At 58.1% G+C, this 21,368-nt stretch carries 24 protein-coding genes and 1 other RNA gene; 9 read left to right on the top strand and 16 right to left on the bottom strand.

The genetic code is table 11. The features are described from left to right. Window position 1: 1 nt before the first annotated feature. The 15 genes from lpxA to ACR0IP_RS02430 form a co-directional block, all read right to left on the bottom strand. Entirely contained in the window at window positions 2-787 is a 786-nt protein-coding gene (gene lpxA / locus ACR0IP_RS02500) for an acyl-ACP--UDP-N-acetylglucosamine O-acyltransferase (protein WP_480523600.1), read from the bottom strand. Further along, on the bottom strand, window positions 784-1,257 hold the full coding sequence (gene fabZ, locus ACR0IP_RS02495; RefSeq protein WP_170373767.1) for a 3-hydroxyacyl-ACP dehydratase FabZ: 474 nt from the start codon (window positions 1,255-1,257) through the stop codon (window positions 784-786). The genes lpxA and fabZ overlap by 4 nt, the downstream gene beginning before the upstream one ends. A gap of 75 nt (window positions 1,258-1,332) precedes the next feature. Continuing rightward, the gene (locus ACR0IP_RS02490; protein WP_480523598.1) at window positions 1,333-1,815 is read right to left on the bottom strand and encodes an OmpH/Skp family outer membrane protein; all 483 of its coding nucleotides are present in this window, start codon (window positions 1,813-1,815) and stop codon (window positions 1,333-1,335) included. 108 nt (window positions 1,816-1,923) lie between these two features. Then, on the bottom strand, window positions 1,924-4,242 hold the full coding sequence (gene bamA, locus ACR0IP_RS02485; protein ID WP_480523596.1) for an outer membrane protein assembly factor BamA: 2,319 nt from the start codon (window positions 4,240-4,242) through the stop codon (window positions 1,924-1,926). A 168-nt stretch (window positions 4,243-4,410) separates the two neighbouring features. Then, window positions 4,411-4,539, bottom strand: a complete 129-nt coding sequence (locus ACR0IP_RS02480; protein ID WP_419737989.1) for a hypothetical protein — start codon at window positions 4,537-4,539, stop codon at window positions 4,411-4,413. 80 nt (window positions 4,540-4,619) lie between these two features. Beyond that, window positions 4,620-5,972 (bottom strand): RIP metalloprotease RseP, encoded by a 1,353-nt coding sequence (gene rseP, locus ACR0IP_RS02475; protein WP_170688694.1) that lies wholly within the window; start codon window positions 5,970-5,972, stop codon window positions 4,620-4,622. A 4-nt stretch (window positions 5,973-5,976) separates the two neighbouring features. Next, the gene (gene dxr, locus ACR0IP_RS02470; protein ID WP_170688695.1) at window positions 5,977-7,149 is read right to left on the bottom strand and encodes a 1-deoxy-D-xylulose-5-phosphate reductoisomerase; all 1,173 of its coding nucleotides are present in this window, start codon (window positions 7,147-7,149) and stop codon (window positions 5,977-5,979) included. Further along, window positions 7,149-7,931: a phosphatidate cytidylyltransferase gene (locus ACR0IP_RS02465; protein ID WP_170688696.1), complete on the bottom strand. Its 783-nt coding sequence runs from the start codon at window positions 7,929-7,931 to the stop codon at window positions 7,149-7,151. The genes dxr and ACR0IP_RS02465 overlap by 1 nt, the downstream gene beginning before the upstream one ends. Next, window positions 7,928-8,659: an isoprenyl transferase gene (locus ACR0IP_RS02460; RefSeq protein ID WP_480523593.1), complete on the bottom strand. Its 732-nt coding sequence runs from the start codon at window positions 8,657-8,659 to the stop codon at window positions 7,928-7,930. Before ACR0IP_RS02460 ends, ACR0IP_RS02465 begins: the two co-directional genes overlap by 4 nt. A 10-nt stretch (window positions 8,660-8,669) precedes the next feature. After that, a complete protein-coding gene (frr, locus tag ACR0IP_RS02455) occupies window positions 8,670-9,233 on the bottom strand; it encodes a ribosome recycling factor (protein WP_480523591.1) in 564 nt (187 codons plus the stop codon). Window positions 9,234-9,401: 168 nt separating this feature from the next. After that, window positions 9,402-10,397 carry an acryloyl-CoA reductase gene (gene acuI, locus ACR0IP_RS02450; RefSeq protein WP_170487026.1) on the bottom strand — a complete coding sequence of 332 codons (996 nt, stop codon included), beginning with the start codon at window positions 10,395-10,397 and terminating at the stop codon, window positions 9,402-9,404. Between the two features lie 101 nt (window positions 10,398-10,498). Further along, window positions 10,499-11,602, bottom strand: coding sequence for a dimethylsulfoniopropionate demethylase (locus ACR0IP_RS02445; RefSeq protein ID WP_480523589.1), 1,104 nt, complete (start codon window positions 11,600-11,602; stop codon window positions 10,499-10,501). Next, complete coding sequence (locus ACR0IP_RS02440) at window positions 11,603-12,103, bottom strand: DinB family protein (RefSeq protein ID WP_480523587.1); 501 nt, start codon at window positions 12,101-12,103, stop codon at window positions 11,603-11,605. Between the two features lie 26 nt (window positions 12,104-12,129). Beyond that, window positions 12,130-12,834: a DUF1326 domain-containing protein gene (locus tag ACR0IP_RS02435; protein WP_170458301.1), complete on the bottom strand. Its 705-nt coding sequence runs from the start codon at window positions 12,832-12,834 to the stop codon at window positions 12,130-12,132. 4 nt (window positions 12,835-12,838) lie between these two features. Continuing rightward, entirely contained in the window at window positions 12,839-13,630 is a 792-nt protein-coding gene (locus ACR0IP_RS02430) for a DUF2182 domain-containing protein (RefSeq protein WP_480523585.1), read from the bottom strand. A gap of 83 nt (window positions 13,631-13,713) precedes the next feature. On the opposite strand from ACR0IP_RS02430, the gene ACR0IP_RS02425 reads away from it, so the two are divergent. The 9 genes from ACR0IP_RS02425 to ACR0IP_RS02385 all read left to right on the top strand — a co-directional run bounded on the left by ACR0IP_RS02425 (window position 13,714) and on the right by ACR0IP_RS02385 (window position 20,593). Then, window positions 13,714-14,445: a FadR/GntR family transcriptional regulator gene (locus ACR0IP_RS02425; RefSeq protein WP_480523583.1), complete on the top strand. Its 732-nt coding sequence runs from the start codon at window positions 13,714-13,716 to the stop codon at window positions 14,443-14,445. A gap of 127 nt (window positions 14,446-14,572) precedes the next feature. Next, window positions 14,573-15,973 (top strand): selenium-binding protein SBP56-related protein, encoded by a 1,401-nt coding sequence (locus ACR0IP_RS02420; protein WP_170688702.1) that lies wholly within the window; start codon window positions 14,573-14,575, stop codon window positions 15,971-15,973. A 13-nt stretch (window positions 15,974-15,986) separates the two neighbouring features. Beyond that, window positions 15,987-16,637, top strand: a complete 651-nt coding sequence (locus ACR0IP_RS02415) for a hypothetical protein (RefSeq protein WP_480523581.1) — start codon at window positions 15,987-15,989, stop codon at window positions 16,635-16,637. 75 nt (window positions 16,638-16,712) lie between these two features. Further along, entirely contained in the window at window positions 16,713-17,363 is a 651-nt protein-coding gene (locus tag ACR0IP_RS02410; protein WP_480523579.1) for a TenA family protein, read from the top strand. Between the two features lie 18 nt (window positions 17,364-17,381). Next, window positions 17,382-17,744 (top strand): DUF4345 family protein, encoded by a 363-nt coding sequence (locus ACR0IP_RS02405; RefSeq protein ID WP_170665087.1) that lies wholly within the window; start codon window positions 17,382-17,384, stop codon window positions 17,742-17,744. Window positions 17,745-17,769: 25 nt separating this feature from the next. Continuing rightward, window positions 17,770-18,117: a transfer-messenger RNA gene (gene ssrA / locus ACR0IP_RS02400) on the top strand. A 94-nt stretch (window positions 18,118-18,211) separates the two neighbouring features. After that, window positions 18,212-18,643 carry an ester cyclase gene (locus ACR0IP_RS02395; RefSeq protein ID WP_170688703.1) on the top strand — a complete coding sequence of 144 codons (432 nt, stop codon included), beginning with the start codon at window positions 18,212-18,214 and terminating at the stop codon, window positions 18,641-18,643. Between the two features lie 161 nt (window positions 18,644-18,804). Next, complete coding sequence (chrA, locus tag ACR0IP_RS02390) at window positions 18,805-20,058, top strand: chromate efflux transporter (RefSeq protein WP_480523576.1); 1,254 nt, start codon at window positions 18,805-18,807, stop codon at window positions 20,056-20,058. Between the two features lie 76 nt (window positions 20,059-20,134). Then, entirely contained in the window at window positions 20,135-20,593 is a 459-nt protein-coding gene (locus ACR0IP_RS02385; protein WP_170466831.1) for an SspB family protein, read from the top strand. Between the two features lie 29 nt (window positions 20,594-20,622). Here ACR0IP_RS02385 and ACR0IP_RS02380 read toward each other — a convergent pair whose 3' ends face one another. Beyond that, window positions 20,623-21,138, bottom strand: a complete 516-nt coding sequence (locus ACR0IP_RS02380; RefSeq protein WP_480523858.1) for a hypothetical protein — start codon at window positions 21,136-21,138, stop codon at window positions 20,623-20,625. Between the last annotated feature and the right edge of the window lie 230 nt (window positions 21,139-21,368).

The raw sequence follows: 21,368 nt of genomic DNA, 5'->3' as shown, positions 1-21,368 counted from the left end.
GTTATTTCCTCGGCGTCAGGAACGAGCGATCTGATTGACCGGTGACGAACTCGACAATGCGTTGAACATATTCGCTGTCGGTGTCCTTGCCTGCGCGATGGGCGCGTTCCTGAAAAGTCCCCTCGCCGCCGGACAGTTCCTTGAACGCCGCCCGCAGAGCCGAGATATCCTCACGCGATACACCGCGACGTTTCAGGCCAACAAGGTTCAACCCGTCCAACTTGCCACGCGGCGCTTGCACCAGACCGTAGGGAATAACGTCATTCGGAACCATGGTCAGCGCGCCGATGATAGCGCCGCGACCGACGCGGACCCATTGGTGCAGGCCCGAGATGCCGCCGACGATCACATCATCTTCGACGATACAATGCCCCGCCGCGCCCGCGTGGTTCACCATGATCACGCGGTTGCCGATCTGAACGTCATGGGCCACGTGAACTCCGGCCATAAACAGGCAATCGTCGCCAATCCGAGTCACACCACCACCGCCTTCGGTGCCCGTGTTGATGGTCACATGCTCGCGGATGCGGTTGCGCTGGCCGATCTCAAGCCGCGTATTCTCGCCCCCGAATTTCAGATCCTGCGGGATCTCACCGATCACTGAGAAGTTGAAGATGACAGTATCGTCGCCGACCGTGGTATCACCTGTGACGACCACATGCGTCTTCAGCTCGACCCGGTCGCCCAGTTTGACCTGAGGACCCACGTAGCAAAACGGACCAATCACGCAGTCCTGACCAATCTGCGCACCGTCTTCGATGATTGCGCTTGGGTGAATGCCGCTCATGTTGTTTTTTCCATGTCCCAATCGACATAGGCCGAGAATTCGGCTTCGGCTGCGACCTCACCGTCAACGGTGGCGCGTCCGTTGAACTTGAACAGCTTGCCGCCCTTCTTGCCGCGCAGGGTTTCGACATGCATCTCCAGCACGTCACCCGGCACCACTTTGCGGCGGAATTTGCATTTGTCGATGCTCATGAAATAGATCAGAAGCTCGGTATCAATGACATCCATGCCGACGCCCAGCATCACGCCCGAGGTCTGCGCCATCGCCTCGACAATGGTGACACCCGGCATTATCGGCGTTCCGGGGAAGTGGCCCTGGAAATGAGGCTCGTTCATGGTGACATTCTTGATGCCACGGGCCGATTGATAGCCGTCGATGTCGACCACCTTGTCGACCAGCAGAAACGGATAGCGATGCGGCAATATCCGCTGAATCAGCTGAATGTCGGCGCTTTTGGTTTCCGTCGTCATCGTTCACTCGTCCCGTTATTTGGATGTGTCAGTTTCCGCGTGGTTAGCAATACCCGCCCCTGAGGGCAAGCGAACCTATTCGCCTGTGCCGTCCTGCAGGCCGGTTCCATCGCCAATTGCGGCATTGATGCGGGCAATCGCATCATCCGTGATGTCGGAGGTGTCGGCGCTAAGGAATACATTTGCGCGTTCCAGCACGACGGCGGCCCCTGTTTCGCGCATCAGTTCGATTAGAACGGGCTGCGCCAAGGCGTAAAACGTTTGGCGGCTTTCTTCGCTACGCCGGGCCAAAGCGTCCAGTTTGGCGCGCTGGCCTTCGCGATGCGATTGCACCTTTTCGTCGAAGGCCTGCGCAAGAGGGCGGAAATCCTCTGGGGCCAGCTCGGCGCGTTTCTGAGTCAGGTCTTTCTCTTCGCTGCTGAGTTCCGCAACGATCCGCTCATTCTCTTCCGCGAGCTGAGCACCCTCGGATTCGATCTCGCGTAACACGCGCTGGCCGAACGCCGAATCCGCAAACAATCGGTCGCTTGAGATGGTCAGGACCAGCGGATCACGCACGCCCAATTGCTGCGCCGCTGTTTGGGACGCAAGTACAAGGCCCAGCAAAAGGCAAAGGGCCCGAACCGGGCCCCATGCGCGTCTAGATATTCGCAACCGCATGCCGGATCAGAACCGAGCCTGAACGGTCAGGTCGAAATTCTGTTCCTTGTCGAAGTCTTCCTTCTTCAACGCTTTCGAGAAGTTGAAACGCAGCGGGCCGAACGGTGTTTCCCACAGAACCGACACACCGATGACGTGACGAATGGAGCCATCCGCACCCACAATATTTGCACCTGCGGTGTTTACGTCATTGATGTTGTAAAGGTTGCCGACGTCGTAGAACAAACCGCCCCGCAGACCCAGTTCTTCCGGCAGCCCCAATGGGAAGTCGCTTTCGAACCGCGCCACCCAGTAGTAGTTGCCTCCGATAGCGTCGTCCTGCCCGTTGGACAGATCACGCGGGCCAAGACCGGCCGGTTCAAACCCGCGGAAGGTGTTCGGCCCCAAAACGAAACGGTCGATGGTACGGCTGAAGTCATTCCCCGACCAGTGAAGCGCACCAGCCTCAAGTGTCGCGCGCAGAACGACCTCTTCGTTCCATACACGGGTTTGCGCGATCGTGCGCGCCGTGGTCTTGAAGTACTTGTTGTCGCCACCCAAACCGGCTGCATCGAAGCCAAGTTCGAACAGGACACCCGCATTCGGGTTCAGGCCGCCGATACGGCTGTCATAGACATAGGTCAGGCCAAAGCTGCTGTTGACCCGCTCACCCTGCGCGATCTCCGATGTGATGACCGCACCGTTCGCCTCGTTGTCCTGCTGGGTCATTTCCGAGCGTTCCCAGCCGTAACGCACGCGCAAGGCCGACAGCTCGCCGATCGAATAAGTCAGCTGTGGGTTAAAAAACACGCGGTCCGTATCATAGCTGGCAAAGCTGGAGTTCGTGGTCGCGATACCCAGGCCCAGATCAAAACGTAGTTTGCGGCCCAATAGGTAAGGCTCAGTAAAGCTCAGCGAGTATTGCTCGGAGTCCTGAGCAGTCGAGATGGTCAGACCAAGGTTCTGCCCCCGGCCCAGAAAGTTCGATTCATTCAGACCGATGGCGACACCGAAGCCATCCGAGACCGAGTAGCTACCACCAAGGCTCAACGAGCCGGTAGGTTGTTCCTCGACATCCACATCCAGTATCACCTGGCTGGGCGAGGATCCTTCGCGCGGCTCGACCTCGGCGTTGGCAAAGAAGCCCAGGGCGTTGATCCGCTCAGCCGCCTGACGAATTTCGCGTGGGTTAAACGGGTCGCCTTCCACGGTGTCGAACTGACGACGGATCACCCGATCCAGCGTGGTTGTGTTGCCCTCAATATCAATACGCTCCACGAAAATCCGCGGCCCACGGCTGAGGACGAATTCCACGTCCAGCGTCAGATCACGCGGGTTGCGCGTGACGCGCGGTTCGACCCGCAGGAAATCCACGCCCTGCTTCACACCCAGCCGTTCCTGACGTGCAATCGAGTTCTCGATCAGGGTCGGCGAATAGGTCACGCCCGGCTTGATCTTCAGAGCATCCTGATAGATCGAAGGATCGACACCTGGGATCTCGCTTACGGTCGTGATTTTGCCGAACGAGAACTTCTGCCCTTCGGTGATGTTCATGACTAGGAAAAAAGCGTCCCGCTCGCGGGTGAATTCAACATTGGCACTGTTCACACGGAAGTCGACATAACCTCGTGACAGGTAGAAATCCCGAATGACCTGCTTGTCGAATTCGATCCGGTCCCCGATGAACGTATCGTTGCGGAAGAACGTCCGCAGGAAGGTCGCCTGTTTGGTCTCAAGCACGCGACGCAAACGACGGTCCGAGAAGGCACGGTTGCCGACGAAACTGACGCGTTCAACCTCAATCGTGGTGCCTTCTGCAACTTCAAACACCAGATCGACGCGGTTGTCGTTTCGGCGGATGACGCGCGGGATCACAGTTGCCGATACCCGGCCTTGGGCGGAATAGACTTCGGCAATCAGATCGGCGTCCGCCTCGGCTGCCTGCGGAGTGAAAACACGGCGCGGCTCGGACGAGATCACATCAAGTAGAAGGTCATCTTTGACGCGGCGATTCCCTTCGATGCTGATCTGGTTGATCGTCGGGTATTCCTGCACCTCGATCACCAGAGTCGTGCCTCGAGGTGTCAATTCGACTGTTTCAAAAACACCACTGTCAAGCACACGCTGATACGCATCATTCAACTGACCGGCCGAAACCGTCTGCCCGGGTTCGATTCCCGTCCGTTGGATGATTGTGCCGGTCTCGATACGCCGGTTGCCCTCAACCTCGAAGGAGTTGATGGTAAAGTTTTGCGCCTGTGCTGCATGCGGCAAAGCCAGTAAACCCATTGCCGCAGTAAGAAAAAGAAATGATCGTGTGCGCCACAAAATCTTGTTTGTTGTCATCTGCCCTCCGCAGGATATACCCGCGCCTCGCCCGTCAGCCATTTTTTCTCTACCCAAAAATTTAGGACTTAATGCTGAGTAACGAGATTGAATGCGCTTGTCAAAACTCCAAAACCATCGGGGCGACGATAGGTCACCTGACACGAATTCTTATAGGGTTTTGGGGAATCAGAGACCGGCGAGATACGCGCCGCCAGCAAGCGCCAGCGCCGTCAGACCAAAGCACAAAAGCACATCCCAGTTCAGAACAAACAGGACGCTGACACTCTGATAGGATTTTTGAATAGCTTTGGTCATGGCCGCCTCATTTTCAGCGGCTATTTTTTACCTCCGAAATGAGGCATCAATGCGGCGCGATTGCGCCGCTTGCGCCACAATCAGCAAAATAGATCGTTACTGACCGAGAAGACCATGAGGCTGAGAACTACCGCAATCCCGAGGGTCATCAAAATCCGCAGGGCTTTGTCGCTGGGCGGTTTGCCCGAGACCGCCTCATAGGCGTAGAACACGAGGTGCCCTCCGTCCAACGCCGGGATCGGGAAAAGGTTCAGAAGACCCACGGCCGTTGACAGCACCGCGATGAAGAAGATGAAGTTTTGAGCGCCCTGGCTGGCCATAGCGCCTGAGGTCTCGGCGATACCGATCGGACCCGAGATGTTACAGGTGCTGATCGCACCGGTAATCATGTGCCACATGCCGGACAAAGAACCTTCGATGATGCGCCCGGTCTGACCCACGCCACCAACCAGCGAATCCCAAAGCCCCGCAGGCTCGGTCGCGGGTTGCAGCATCATACCGCCAACGATCCCGATCCGCCAATGGGTGACGAACCCGCCATCCGGCTGAGGCTCATCGGTTCGACGCGGAGCAAGCGCGAATTCAAGCTCCGCCCCTTCACGCCAGACGTTCAACAACAACACGCGACCGTCCGAGCCTTCGACATGTTCTTTCAACTGCTCGAAGGCAAAGATCGGATCTCCATCGACCGAGGTGATGACGTCGCCCCCTTCCAGTTGGATATCAAACGCCGCACTGCGCGGTGTGACCTGCTGAATCAGCGGCGGGAACAGCCAAGGGGCTGAGACATCCAGCGTTTCGCCATCGCGCAGGACTGTATAGTCTAGCACCGGCTCGACCGGCAGCGCATCGGTGAAGTCGCTCCACGCGCCTTCTTCGTCGAAATCAGGGACTTCAATCCCGGCAATCGCCAGAATCTCATCGCCCTCCTGCAGCCCCTGCTCTGTTCCCGGCAGCGGCTTCAGTTCTCCAACCGTCAGCGGCTCACGCGTGACGCCCTGAGACCAGAAGATCAGGCCAAAGACCAGAATCGACATGACGAAATTGAACACCGGCCCTGCCGCCACAGTGGCTGTTCTCGCCCACAGGGGTGCTCCGTGCATGGTGTGGCGCAGATATTCCGGCTGCTGCTGCGCGATGTCACCCATCGCCTCTTCATCCTTGCCTGAGGCTGCATTGGCATCACCAAGGAATTTCACGTAGCCGCCAAAGGGCAACAACGCGATCTGCCACCGCGTGCCGCGTTTGTCCACGCGGCTCCACAGAACAGGTCCGAACCCAATCGAGAACACTTCGGCATGAATGCCAGACCAGCGGCCGACGATGTAATGCCCGTATTCGTGAACCGCGACGATCACGGACAAGGCAATCACAAAGGCCACAATCGTCCAGAGCAAATTTCCGAACTGAGGGATCAGCGAAAGTACGTCCAAAACTCTATCCTGCTCGTTTGATCACGGTTTCATCCGCCCACTGCCGTGCGAGATGGTCCGTTTGCTGTACGTTATCAAGGGTCAAAGGGGCGTTAATAAGGCCATCCTCGGCATCAAACAGGTCCAGAACGCGTGACACGACCTCCGCCATGGTCGTGAAACCGATCCGACCTTCGATGAAGTGATCCAAAGCACGTTCTTTCGCGGCGTTCAAAACCGCCCCCGAAAGGCCGCCGCGCGCCATCACGTCTCGGGCCAGTTTCAGCGCAGGATAGCGGTTCTGGTCGGGATGGGAAAAGCGTAACTGGCTGAGTTGCGCCAGATCCAGCCGCTCAACCGGCAGATTGCGGCGTTCGGGCCAGTGCAGAGCATAACCAATTGCATGCCGCATATCAGGCGGGCCCAGATGTGCCATCAGCGCCCCGTCCCGAAACCCGACCATCGCATGAACAATGGATTCTGGATGAACCAATACCTCGATCTGGTCCGGATCGACGCCAAAGAACTCTCGGGTTTCAATGACTTCAAGCGCTTTATTGAACATGGATGCGCTATCAATCGTGATCCGCTGCCCCATGTCCCAGTTCGGATGGCTTGAGGCCTGCGTAACGGTCGCGGACGCCAAATCCTCGAGCGGCCAATCCCGGAACGCTCCGCCGCTTGCGGTGATGATAACGCGCTCGACCGCATCCATATCCTCACCGACCAATGCCTGAAACACCGCTGAATGCTCACTGTCGACGGGCAGTACACGCGCATCGTTTTCACGGGCCGTCTGCAACACAAGGGCGCCCGCACAGACCAGAGTCTCTTTATTGGCAAGCGCCAGCGTTGCGCCCTGTTTTAACGCCTCAATACCAGGCGCGAGACCGGCGGCGCCAACGATCGCGGATAGCACCCAGTCCGCCGGGCGCGCGGCGGCCTCAACGATCGCGCTCTGACCCGCCGCCACCTCGATCCCGCTGCCCTGCAACGCATCACGCAGGTCCTGCAATCGGTCCTCAAACGCGGTGACAGCGAGTTTCGCGCCAAGCCGTCGGGCATCCTCGGCCAGTTGTCGGATATTCGAGCCACCTGTCAGGGCGACCACATCATAGGCTTCGATATCGCGCGCAATAAGGTCAATCGCATTCTGACCAACCGATCCGGTCGCCCCAAGGATTGAGACTTTGCGCATCACATCTCTCCGGGTGCGTAAACCAGCCCTGCGATCAGCACAAACAACGCCGCACCCATCATGCCGTCAAACCGGTCGAGAAAGCCGCCATGCCCCGGTATGAGGTTCGAGCTGTCCTTGACGCCGAATTTCCGTTTGACCGCGCTTTCAACGATATCGCCCGCCTGGCTGGCCATGGACGCCATAACTGAGACCAGAACGAACAGCACTCCAAATCCGCCATGCAGTGCGAAACCCACGCCAATCAGGCCCGCCGCGACCCAGCCACCAGCTGTGCCCGACCATGTCTTCTTGGGGCTGACCTTGGGCCAGAATTTCGGGCCACCAATTGCCTTGCCCACGAAATACCCAGCAACATCCGTGGCCACGACGACCGCGATCAGCCAGACCATCCAACCGAAGCCCATGTTTTCACGAATGGAAATGAACCCCAGACCAGCGCCCGCGATCCACAAGGCAAACAGAAAGTACAAGCCGCGCGAACAGGTGACCTGCCCTGCCCCGACCAGCGCCGGAGCCACCAGAAACGGCAACTTATAGAGCGGCGGCACGTGATAGCTGATGATCACCGCAACCCCGGTCAGAATACCGAGTTGCATGGCCAAGCCTCCGCGCTGCGGTTCGATCATGCGTACCAGCTCCCAGGTCATCAAACCGCAGGCAACCGCGATGAAGCTTTCAAACCACAACCCGCCCAGCCATACCTCGACCGCGCCGATTGCGACCAAAACGACTGCGGACAGAATCCGTGCGGTCAGATCAGACCATCGGCCTTCGCTCATGCCAGAACCGCTCCGAAACGCCGCTCGCGCGAGCCGTAGTTGCGGCACAGACGCTCCAACTCGGCGGCGGTGAAATCCGGCCAGAGCGTGTCGATAAACTCGTATTCGGAATAGGCAGACTGCCAGAGGAGAAAGTTCGAAATCCGCGCCTCTCCGCTGGTGCGAATGACCAGATCGGGATCAGGAAGAACGCGCGTATCCAGATACTTGGGGAGGGTCTCTTCATCCACATCCTCGGGCTTTAGCTGCCCTTCGGCCACATCCCGTGCAAGACGTTTCGTGGCCCGCGCCACCTCATCTCGGCCGCCATAGTTCAACGCAACGGTCAAATGGACCAAATCGTTGTCCTTCGTCGCCTCTTCCAGCGAATCCATCAGATCGATCAGCTTGGCATCCAAACGGACCCGATCGCCGATAAAGCGTACGCGAATGCCGTTCTCGGCCAGAGTGCGGGTTTCCTTGATGATGTAGCGCCGAAACAGGCTCATGAGGCCAGCCACTTCGACCTGAGTCCGCTTCCAGTTTTCCGTCGAAAACGCAAAAACGGTTAGGTATTTGATGCCCAACCCCGGACAGGCCTCGACCACCTCACGTACGCGCCGCGCACCTGCGTGGTGACCAAAAAGCCGAGGGCGGCCACGCGCCTGCGCCCACCGACCATTGCCATCCATGATAATCGCGACATGCTTTGGGCCAGCCTGCACGTCCGTATGTGGATCCTTGGGCATCAGTACCGGCTCAGACCTGCATGATTTCCGACTGCTTGTTCTCAAGCGCGGCATCAACAGCTTTGATCATCGTGTCGGTCAGATCCTGAACTTCGCTCTCCCAGAACTTCTGGTCATCTTCGGACATTCCGTCCGATTTCGCTTTCTTGATCTGATCCATACCGTCCCGGCGCACGTTGCGGATCGAAACCCGCGCGCTTTCGGCATATTGCCCGGCAACTTTGCCCAACTCGCGGCGGCGCTCTTCGTTCAGTTCCGGGATCGGCAGCATGATGATTGTGCCGTTCAGCTGTGGATTGATACCCAGCCCGCTTTCACGGATCGCCTTTTCCACTTTGCCCACAAGGCCCTTGTCCCAGACATTCACCGTCACCATCCGAGGTTCAGGCACATTGACCGTGCCAACCTGGTTGATCGGCGTCATCGAGCCATAGGCATCCACCATCACCGGCTCCAGCATCGAGGCCGAGGCCCGCCCGGTGCGCAGAGAGGCAAATTCAGTTTTGAGATTGGACATAGCGCCGTCCATGCGGCGTTTCAGATCGTCGGTGTCCAGTTCGAAGTCGTCAGACATGCTGCTCACTCCCCGTCTTCAAGTGCTGTTTGGATGGGTCTTAAGCCATCACATTTGGGATGTATAGCAATCATGAGCATGAATTGTGGCAATGACCAGAACTGTTTCGGTCCTTTTGCCGCCCAGAAGGTTAAGCCAGGGCAGTTCTGCCCCGGCTATTTTCTTGGATCAGGCGTTTACGTCGACGACAACGCGGCCCTTGACCTGACCTTTCAGAATATCCGCACCCAGTTGCGGCAAATCGGACAGAGCTGCCGGATGCACCATGGCCTCCAGCTTGTCCATTGGCAGGTCGGTCGCGATGCGCTGCCAAGCCCGCAGGCGGTTGTCATAAGGCTGCATCACGCTATCGATCCCCAGAAGGTTCACACCGCGCAGCAGGAAGGGAATCACTGTTGCAGGCAACCCCGCTCCGCCAGCAAGACCGACTGCGGCGACCGAGCAGCCATACTTCATCTGCCCCAAAACGCGCGCCAGCATGTCACCGCCAACGGCATCGACACAGCCCGCCCAAGTTTCGCTTTCCAGCGGGCGCTTCGTAGTCTCGTTCAGCTCTTCACGCGGCACGATGGTCGTGGCGCCAAGCGATTTCAGGTAGTCTCCGGTCTCAGGGCGACCGGTCACAGCCGCGACCTCATAGCCCAGCTTGCCCAGAATGGCCGTCGCCACTGAACCAACGCCGCCTGCAGCACCAGTCACCAGCACAGGCCCACGATCCGGCGTCAACCCGTGATCCTCCAGAGCCATGACCGCCAACATGGCCGTGAACCCAGCCGTTCCAACGGCCATCGCCTGCCGCGCGTCCAGCCCATCCGGCAACGGCACCAACCAATCGGCCCGAGCGTTGGCCTTCTGCGAATAGCCACCCCAATGGGCCTCACCCACACGCCAACCGGTCAGAACCACCTTGTCACCCGGCTTGTAGCGGTCGTCCGAGGACGCCTCGACCGTTCCTGCATAGTCGATACCGGGAATGTGCGGGTAGTTGCGCACCAGACCGCCGCCCTTGGCCGACAGGCACAAACCGTCCTTGTAGTTCACCGTCGAATACTCAACAGCAACCGTCACCTCTCCGTCAGGCAAATCCTCAAGCGAGAGTTGCTTGACCGAGGGACTTGCCAGACCGCTTTCTTCATCCTTTTCCATAACCAAAGCATTGAACATATTGCTATCCTTTCATTTTTGACGGCCAGCCCAATCCTTCACCTGGCCCAAAATATCTCGGGGGAGTCGCGCAGCGACGGGGGCAGAGCCCCCTGCCTCCGCTAGATCCAAAACTGCCCCTGCACCGTCGCGCCTCGCATACCGTCAGGCGTTTCAACTTCGACCTTGGTTCCGGCGTCCCAATGGCTCAATTTGACCATACCAATCGAAACATTGGTCGAGAAATCCGGAGACCAGGCAGAAGACGTCACCTGACCCACCTGCTTTCCGTCCGCAAAGACAGGCCACGGCTGGACACAAGGCAGCACCGCATCTCCGTCGATCGCAATCGGACGTATCTGTTGCACCGGACCTTCTTTGGCCACACGCAACAACGCATCCCGGCCCACGCAGCCGATGGCGGTATGCGTATTGCAGAACTTGCCCAGCCCACATTCATGCGGTGTGTTGTCATCGGTCATATCATTGCCGTAGGACAACAACCCTCCCTCGATCCGCTCGATCAGGTTGGGACACCCCGCTCGCACGTCCAGGTCTTCGCCCGCCGAGAACAGAGCGTTCCACAGAGGCATACCGATGTCGCTGCCCTCGACATAGATCTCGAACCCACCTTGCTTGGAGTAGCCCGAGCGGGCAACCGCAAGATCGCGCCCTTCGAATTCGAACATGTCGAACTTGAAGAAACGAATATCACGTACACGGTCTCCGAATACGCGCGCCATCAGCTCATCTGCTTTTGGCCCCTGAACGCCCAAGGGCGACACGTCCGGCTCATCAACCAGCACATCCAGGCGATATCCGTTGGCCAACCCTTTGACCCATAGCAACAAATCGCTGTCGGCGATAGAGATCCACCAGCGGTCTTCAGAAAGCTTCACGGCTACGGGATCGTTCAACATCCCGCCGGTTTCGTCCACAATCGGCACGTAGAAGCACTGTCCGGGCAGCATCCCGCGCAGGTCACGCGGTGTCAGCATCTGCATCAGACGCGCAGCATCCGGCCCGCGCAGTTCAACCTGACGTTCGCAGGAGACGTCCCAGACCTGAACGTTCTTCTTCAGGTGATGGTAGTCGGCCTCGACACTTTCAAAGACCGTCGGCAACAACATCCGGTTGTAAACCGTGTAGCCTTTGACACCAGCGGCTTCGACGCCTTCGGAAAACGGCGTGCGACGCAGGCGACGAGACAGGGATATTTGCGGCATTCAGCCCTCCTTTGGCATGAAGCAAAGATCGCTGACCGGGGCCTCGGAACCGGCTTCGGTCAGCATTTTGTGTAGTTGTCCACGATGATGGGTTTGATGGTTGAAGAAATGCATCACGCATTGCGCGTAAGGCAAAGTAACATCAGCCTCTTTTGCGGCCGAGTACCAAGTGAAAGGACCCGACAGTACTTCATTGCCAAGCGTATCCGCCCAATCCGAGATCCGGTCATCCATAGCCACGCGCAGAGCCAGCCAGCTGTCGAGATCAGGGCAAAGATGCACGCTTTCGTGGATGCCGCCTCCGGGTCGGTGGATATTACTCTCCGGCCCCGGCCCTTTGTCAAAGCGTGACATCCAGATCCAGTCGCCCCATAGCAAGTGGTTCGCCGTACCCATAATCGAGCCGAAAAACGCGCCGCGTTCCTGCATCAGTTCCTCGGGCGACAGTGCTTGAAGAAATTCCGCCAACTGGCTGTTTTGCCAGTGGTTGTAGCGTGCCATTTCCCTTGCGTAGGCTCCGGTGATCATCACTTGGGCCCATGCCAGTCGATCGGGCAGATCTCGGCTGATTTACCACCGAAATCCCAGACGCGCCCATAATCGCGCACTTTCGATTTGTTTCCGCGTGCCACGATGATGTCCGGCCCCATCCAGTATTTGGAGTTCGACACCATCACCGGATGCTCAGGGTCTTTACCGCCCAGCATCTCAATCTCGCCTTGGATTTTACGACCGATCGCAATCCTGCGCTTGTTGCCGTCCCGTTCGATCTGGACCGGAGCACGCTCGGCCCCGATGATCTCACTCACAAGCATCGTGAACAGGCCAGTGGTGCCGCCGGCCTGACCGCTGAAGATCTGCAGCAGCCCATTATAGGCCTTGCCGCTGGCGCGTTCATCGACATAGGCGGCGACTTTCCACTGCCCCTCGCCCATGCGGCCCGGTATATCGACCAGAAGACCAACATTCAGGCCCGACAGATCCTCGCCCTCGTAATGCCCTTCGTCGATGATCACGCCCATCCAGGCGTGGCAGTGGCCCTCGGTCGGAGGGTGCGCGCCCAGTGAGACCACGCAGGGGCAGAACACATCGCATGAGCAGTTCAGGATCAGCTCGCCCTTGATGGACCAATCCGTCGGGCTCATCTCACGCCGTTTGGGGTTGGGCATACGGCTGTCGATCCGCTGACTAATCGGAAGCCGGTCGGCCTCGGGTTTTCTGTTTTTCGCCATCAGCTTATCCTCCGTAAGCAAAGGGATAGATCAGCAGCACAACACCGCCTGCAATCAGTATGAACCCCATGGGTCGGGTCACAGCATGCCCGATCTGGGGGAGTTTTTCCAAAACCATGAACAGGGTCGCCAGACCCATCCACAAAAGGCTCATGACGCCACCAACAAAGCCAAGCGCCATGAAGCCCCAGCAGCAACCGGCGCAAAACGCGCCGAGCCCCAGCCCCATTCTCACACCGCCCGCAAAGCCGGTTTTCCAATGGCCCAGGAAATACGTCATTGGGGCGTGACAAACGCCGTGGCAGACCTCTTTCGCGCGAGTGAACTGGAAGGCGCCGACCACGATCAGCAGCCCTCCGGCCACCCAATGGGACTTGGCGATGCCCAGCATATCGACAAACCCATCGAACAGCAGGGCGAGTTGCACACCTGCAATGAGCGCCGCAAATCCGACCCAGACGATGAAATACCCGGCCAGAACGCCCAGCCATCCAGCCCGCGTACCATTGGCGCTGCGGATCAGGTCGTCATAGCTGCGGAGCGTCGGCACCAGCGTCGGCAACATCATCGCCGCCATCATGATCGCCCACATCCAGAACAAAGGTCCGAATTCAGCCATGGGCATATACATATCCATGCGCGGGTCCATCGCCGCCATAGCCTGCCCCATCGGCCCCGGCCGACCAATCCAGTCGAGGTCCATGTCTCGGCTCATCGAGAACATGACCCACCACGCCCACAGGATCACAGCATAGAACGCCAGCCACATTCCGCTGCGGAATAATGCGCGACTCATGTGATCCTCCGACTCAACTCTCTTGCTTTTCAAATGTCAGACTTTTAAATGTCAGACAAATAAAATTTTCAGACTGGCCACAAATGAAGATAGACCCCGCCAATCCCGCAGACCTCTCTGCACAGATCGCACAGGCCATTCGGAACGCGATTGTGTCCGGCGAATTGATCGTGGATGAGCGCCTGCCCTCTGAGTCAGAACTTGCGGATCAGTTCCAGGTGTCGCGACCAACGGTTCGAGAGGCCCTGAAGCGCTTGGCTGCTCAGTCCCTGATCCGCACCCAACGCGGTGCAACCGGCGGGGCCTTTGTGAACCGGATCAGCTTTGAGGACGCCTATTCGCAGCAAATCACCACCTCGACCCTGCTTCTGTCGATGAACGCCGTCAGTTTCGATACGGCCTGTGAAGCGCGATATGCTCTGGAGCGCGCCTGCGCGGCTTTGTCGGCCGAACGCCGCACTGCGGATCAACTGGCAACAATGCGGGCCGAGATCTTCCGTCAGGCTCAGCCGGGCCTGACAGATGAGGCCTTCTGCGCCTCGGACGTCGCCTTTCACCGCGCGCTGGTCGATGGCGCTGACAATCCAGTGCTGTCCTATCAACTGGCGGGTGCGGTCGAGGCCATGCAGCCGCTGATGAACATGATCACCTTCACCGCGCGCTCGCGCGAAGAGATCATTGCGCTGCACACCAAGATCGCCGACGCGCTTGAGGCGCGCGATGCGCCATCAGTGGACGCGACGCTGATCGAACTTGAAACCTATACACGCCAACTGGCCCGAGATGTGGCCGAGCGCAAACGTAAAACCGCCTGACACTCAGGCCCGAAATCTGACGCAGACCAACAGGCAGAAAGGAAGCACGAGCAGGCAGGATGTCACCCGGCGTCAAGACCGGAACTCTCAGAACGAATTGAAGATCAATGACTTACGGGAGGATGTTATGAATACAAGACCGGACCCAACCTTTTACCCATCGGCCAAACTGGCGATGGAGGGCCCCACTGAGACGCTTGCTTTTACGCTGATGCTCAGCCCGGATTTTTCGCAACCAGACGGGCTCGCGGTTGTAAATGTCGATCCGACTTCTGACGACTATGGAAAGATCGTCCATCAGGTCATCATGCCGGAAAAAGGCGATGAATTTCACCACTTTGGCTGGAACGCGTGCTCTTCGGCGCTGTCGCCGCTGACGGGTCACGCGTTTCTGGAGCGGCGCTATCTGATCGTTCCGGGCATCCGCTCCAGCCGGATCTATGTGATCGACGTGAAGAACCCGCTTGAGGCCAAGATCCACAAGATCATCGAACCCGAGGAAGTCTTTGCAAAGACTGGATATTCTCGCCCTCACACCATTCATTGCGGGCCCGAAGGAATCTATGTCAGCACCCTGGGTGGCGGCGGAGAGGACGGGACCGATGGCCCTCCGGGTATCTTCATCATGGATTGCGAAAGCTTCGAGATCATAGGACGGTATGAGATCGAGCGCGGCGTGCAAGACAAGCACTATGATTTCTGGTGGAACCTGCCTCGCGACTACATGGTCAGTTCTGAATGGGGTCTGCCGCCACAGTTTGAGAACGGAATCGTGGCCGAGGATCTGCTGTCCAACAAATATGGTCACAGCATCCATTTCTGGAACCTGCGCAGCCGTACCAATATCCAAACCATTGATCTGGGCGAAAACCACCAGATGGCTTTGGAGATCCGGCCCGCGCATGATCCGGTCAAACAGTATGGGTTCTGCGGCGTCGTTGTGGACACAACGAATCTGCAAGGCGCGATCTTCACATGGTGGCGAAACGACGACGGCACGTTTGAGGCCAAGAAAACCATCACCATCGACCCGCAACCGGCTGACCCTGATGACTTGCCGGACCTGCTGAAAGGGTTCTCGGCCGTTCCACCGCTGGTGACGGATATCGACCTGAGCCTCGACGACAAGTACCTCTATGTCGCCTGCTGGGGCACCGGAGAGATGCATCAGTACGATGTCTCAGACCCGATGAACCCGACGCTGGCTGGCAAGGTTGAAATCGGTGGTATCGTCAAAAAGACCAAACATCCGAACGGTCAGGACTTTGGCTATGGCCCGCAGATGGTTGAAATCAGCCGCGACGGGAAACGGGTCTACTGGACCAACTCGCTCTATTCCACTTGGGACGACCAGTTCTATCCCGGCGAGCGCGGTGCGGCGATGGTCAAAGCCGATGTCGGCGAGAACGGCGGCCTGACCTTGGATCCCAAATTCTGGGTCGAATTCCCCGAAGGCTATCGTAGCCACCAGATCCGGTTGGAGGGCGGAGACTGTTCGACCGACAGTTTCTGCTACCCTTCGGTCTGAGTTGGAATTTCTGATGACATCAACGGCTGGCCTCTGGCTGGCCGTTGTTCTCAGCGGTGCCTATCACGGGCTGAATCCCGGAATGGGCTGGCCGCTTGCTGTCTCCTCCGCGTTGATGGAGCAGCGCCAGTCGGCCCTCTGGCGCGCCTTGGTCGCGCTTGCGGGCGGTCATTTTCTGGCGATGCTGGGTGTCTTGTTGCCATTTGCAATGATGGCTGTGTTGATCGACTACCAACGCGAAATCCGCATTGGGGCGGCGCTGATCGTTATTGCGATGGGGCTGTATATTGCCGTCACACGCAACCACCCTCGGTTTTTGTCACGCGTGCCGCCAAGTAAACTCGCGCTGTGGTCCTTTCTGGTCGCGCTCGCCCACGGCGCGGCCTTGATGCTGGTTCCGATCTATCTGGGCCTGTGCAACCTGGATGAGCTGGACGCCGGGCATCAGGCCATCTCTCAGATCATGACAACAAACACCCTGCTGGTTCTGGCCGTGGCCGCGCTGCATACGGCGGCAATGATCCTGGGAGGCGGTCTTCTGGCCTATGGCGTCTATCGCTGGCTTGGGCTGCAATTCCTCTCACGCACCTGGTTCAACCTTGAACTCATCTGGGCACTCAGCCTGATTTTGGTCGGCGTGCTGGGGCTTTGGTCCGCAATCTAGTCGCAGCGTGAACACCTTGCACATGTTCCGAAAAACCGCTTTGTCCTGCTTTGAAAGAAGTTAGGAGTTTTCGAAGTGTCCCAGAACACGCGCCCCACGGAAATGCTGCGTCAGGGCAAGGCTGCCGACTGGCAGGCGGCAACAACCCATGCCTTCACGCGCGAGCTGTCAGACGGCACCCTGCCCGAGGACAAGATGCGCTGGTATCTGCAACAGGACTATCAGTTCGTCGATGGCTTCGTCCGCCTGCTGGCCAGCGCCATTGCACACGCGCCCACCCTGGGCGACAGCGTTCCCGCCGCGCAGTTTCTGGCGGTGATCACAGGCCCTGAAAACACCTACTTCCTGCGCTCGCTCGAAGCGCTGGGCACCCAACCCAGCACCGACCCTACCCCCGCTACCAAAGCCTTTCAGGACCTGATGGCCGAGGCCGCAGCCTCGGGCCGGTATGAGAACATGCTGGCGGTTCTGGTTGTCGCCGAATGGGTCTATCTAAGCTGGGCCAGCCCGGAAAATCCGCCGAAACCCGACCTACCCTTCTGGTTCGCGGAATGGATCACGCTACATGCCGGAGAAGGTTTTGAGGGCGTGGTCGAGTATCTGCGCGGGCAGCTCGACAAGACCTGGCCCACCTTGACGCCAGAGGCGCAAGCCGAAGTAACACGGCTGTTCCACCGGGCGGTCGAGCTGGAGAAAGACTTCTTTGACGCCGCCTACGCGGTGTAACCGGACAAAGGCACAATCATGGTACATATCCTCAACGTCATCGCGGCTCTGCTGACCATCGGCTTTGGCCTGTTCGGCTTTCTCGCACCTTTGCACACCGCGACGGCGCTGGATCTGGCCCCGACGAACAGCAACATGGGTCTGAGCGAGATGCGCGCCTCGGTCGGAGGGTTGTTCGTTGTCACGGGCATCGCCGTGATCTGGCTAAACCACCCAATGGCATACGCCATGCTGGGCGTAGCCTATGCCGGGGCGGCTTTGGGGCGGTTCGTGTCGGTGCTGCTGGACAATCCACCACTTGCTAAGGCCATGATTTTCGGGGGAATTGAACTGATCCTGGCCGTCTGGCTGATCGCCGCAAATCTGAACCGCACCCCGTGATTTACAGTGCTCTAAGGGCATTTCCGGGTTTGCATCCCGAAATCTCCTCACCTATATAAGTTCTGTCCTTCGGGACTATGGACATAAACGCGCTCGTAATAAGCGGATCGGACCCGGGGGCGGTACCCGGCGGCTCCACCAACCATCCTTCGTTTGAGGATTTTGGGGCCGAAATAGGATCGACGAACGTCTAAAGGGGTTAGCTTTGTCTCGGCTGTCTGCCACCGTTATCGGCGAAACTAGTACAATTGCAAACGACAATCGTGCTCCGGTTGCAGTTGCTGCGTAAGCAGTAACAAGACCGAAACTTAAGCCCTTGCGCCTAGCCGCGTAAGGCGGGGTTCGCAGGTACCTGGCAACAGAAACCTGCATTTCCCCTACCTTATGTCTGCGTTTATTTCGGCTCAGATTCAGAGTTTATTCATCTCTTTTGTCCAAAGTCATCCCAGACAGACAGGAGGGCCGGGATGACCCACTCAGATATCTTGAAAGCGTGGTATTCGGAAGTTTGGGAACAAGGGAATACCGATGCAATTGATCAGTACTTTGCGCCGGAAACCATGGCCGAGGGGCTGATCCCCGAAATGCAGGTTGGGGCCGATGATTTTCGCGATCTTGTGATGGCCTTCCGGCATATTCTGGGTGAAATCTCGGTCGAGCTGCCAAAGATCATCGAAAACGGGGATTGGGTGTCCGCCATTCTGCACGTCAAAACCTTCCGCGCCGACAACGGTGCCCCGCTGGAGGTGACGGGCCAGGTCATGGCCCGCTTCAAAGGCGAAAAGATGGTCGAGGCCTACAACCAGTTCGATTTCATATCGTTTTTTGAACAACTTGGTCAGTTTCCGCAGGATACCCTGCCCGTCTGCATGACCGGTCAGCGACTGGATTGGAGCTGAACACCCAAGCCGCCTTGACCCCCAAGTTTCTGACGCGATAGCTAAGGCCATACGTGCCGAGCGCATTCGGCGCACGGCCGCCATTGCGGGGAAATGGGTCATGCTTCGTGATCGAAAAAACCAGCTGTCCGAGCGCATTTTGACCGTTGGGCTAACGTGACATGACGCCTTCAGTGCGCGAGCTTGTTCTGGTCTTCGGCAGAATTGGCCTTTTGTCCTTCGGCGGCCCTGCGGCGCAGATATCCTTGATGCATCAGGAGTTGGTAGACCGTCGCGCCTGGTTGTCCGAGGAAACCTATTTGCGCGCTCTTTCCCTATGCATGTTGCTGCCGGGGCCAGAGGCGATGCAGCTGGCCACTTATGCGGGCTGGCGTCTTCGGGGCGTGACCGGAGGGTTGATTGCAGGCACCCTGTTCGTTCTGCCGGGTGCCGTTGTGATCGCTGCGCTGGTTCTGCTTTATGCGAGCTTCGGCACCCTGCCCCTTGTGCAAGCCGGTTTTCTGGGGATCAAGGCCACGGTCATCGTGATCGTCCTTCAAGCGCTCCTGAAGCTGTCACGAAAGGCATTGACCGACACGGAACACCGCCTCATCGCGGGGATCGGGTTCCTGGGTATCTTCCTGTTCAACCTGCCCTTTCCACTGATCATTCTGGCCGCCGCGCTATGGGGCTATGTGTCTTTCAAAGGACCCGTTGCGCAGCAAGACACCTCCCCACGCGCAAGTTTTTCCCGCACCCTACGCACGGTTGCCATTTGGGTGCCGCTCTGGCTCGGACCATTGGTCCTCCTGTCCCTGTCCGGTCATCAATTGCTCAGCGACTTGGGATGGTTCTTCGCCCGTCTGGCCGTGGTGACCTTTGGCGGGGCCTACGCTGTTTTGGCCTACATGACACAGACAGTGGTCGATCAATATCAATGGATCAGCACCGGCCAGATGATCGACGCGCTGGGCCTTGCGGAAACCACCCCCGGGCCGTTGATTCTGGTCACGCAATTCGTCGCGATGCTGACCGGACAAATCAACGGAGGGGTCTCGCTGGCCTTCGCCGCAGGTGCGGTTGCGCTATGGGCGACGTTCGTCCCGTGTTTCCTTTGGATCTTTCTGGCCGCTCCGTATTTGGACAAACTGGCGACCCGCCCTCGGCTCTCTGCCGCTTTGCATGGCATAACGGCAGCCGTCGTAGGTGTGATTCTCAACCTCTCCGTGTGGTTCGCCTTGAACGTTCTATTCGGTGCGCTCACGCAATACAGTTGGGGGCCTGTCTCGATACCTCTGCCAGGGTGGGACTCGCTAAACCTCACTGCGGCTGCGCTCACTATCGCCGCTGGGGTATTGATTTTTCGAGCAAAATTAGGGATGGCAACGGTTCTGGCACTGATGGCCGTCGCGGGCATCGCTATCCAGCTATTATGATCAATCCGGCGATACCCGCCCTTTCGTTTCCAGCTAAAACGCCTATGCTGGATGCAACCACTTTCGAGGATGACACATGTCGCAAGACATCGACTATGGAAACCTGATGCACACCGCCATGCGCGGGCTGATCAAAACCGTTCTGACCGGCGTGTCTGAAACCGGCCTGCCCGGCGCGCACCATTTCTTCATCACGTTTGATACAAGAGAAGACGGCGTCGACATCGCGGACTGGCTGCGTGACCGCTATCCCGAAGAGATGACCATCGTGATGCAACATTGGTTCGAAAACCTCGAGGTCGGCGAAAACGGCTTTGCGATTACGTTGAACTTCGGCGATGCGCCGGAACCGCTCTACATCCCCTACACGGCCATCAAAACGTTCGTAGACCCGTCCGTCGAATTCGGCCTGCGCTTTGAAGGACCCGAGGATGACGACGCGGAAGAGGAGTTCGTAGAAGAGACAATCGAGGTAGAAGAACCCGAGGTTCATCACGACGCCGACGTCGTCTCATTGGACAGCTTCCGCAAGTAGTCCATCAAACCCCGCGCCGGTCGCGGGGTTTATTGTTTTTGCAAAAAGGTCTCGACCGCGCGAGATTTGTCTCCGTTGATGAAGCGCGAGAACGACAGATTCAGCCCGCCCTCGGCCAGGGTTCGATCATATTGCTGCAACTCGTAGCCGCCCTGCGCATCAATAAACAGGGAAAACACGGTCATCGTGTCCCCTTCAATCCGACCCCAGACAAAGGGTTCTCCTTTCATTGGGTCCAGAGGCACCTCATGGCCGAACACATTCCGTTGCATGGCAGCCGAAAACACATCGGGCCGGTCCGAGGGCACAAAGTCGACCGAGAATTTCTGTTGCTTGACCCGCCCGTCCAGCTTGTAGGTCGTTGTGGTCCAGCTGACATTGAACCCGTGGCGGGTCTCATGGATCGAAACGCTCATATCCCGAGGCGTCGCAGTTCCATCTACGTCGACAACATTGGCGGATCCGGTGTAGTCCCCGACGAAGGGCGTGATACTGGATGCGCTTGCCAGCGTGCCCAGCAGGACCAGCCCCATGGCCAACAGCATGGTTTTCAACGGGATCATCCGAGCTGAGATTGGCATTTCATCCTCCACGATGGCCACACATATATTGTAGCTCAGCGGCAGGCGCGCACAATGGGGCTCGTGCGCGCGATTAGAACAATTTCACCCGCCTTGCGCCTATACCTTGGGTTTTGTTGAGTTTAAGCTGCGCGCAACTGGCCGATTGCGTTGCGGCGCGGCCTTGGCTAAACGGCATACAACTGCATACCAGA

Source organism: Ruegeria sp. AL11 (assembly GCF_056540865.1).
Note: the sequence above shows the minus strand (reverse complement) of the source record. Positions and strands in the feature narration are given on the sequence as shown.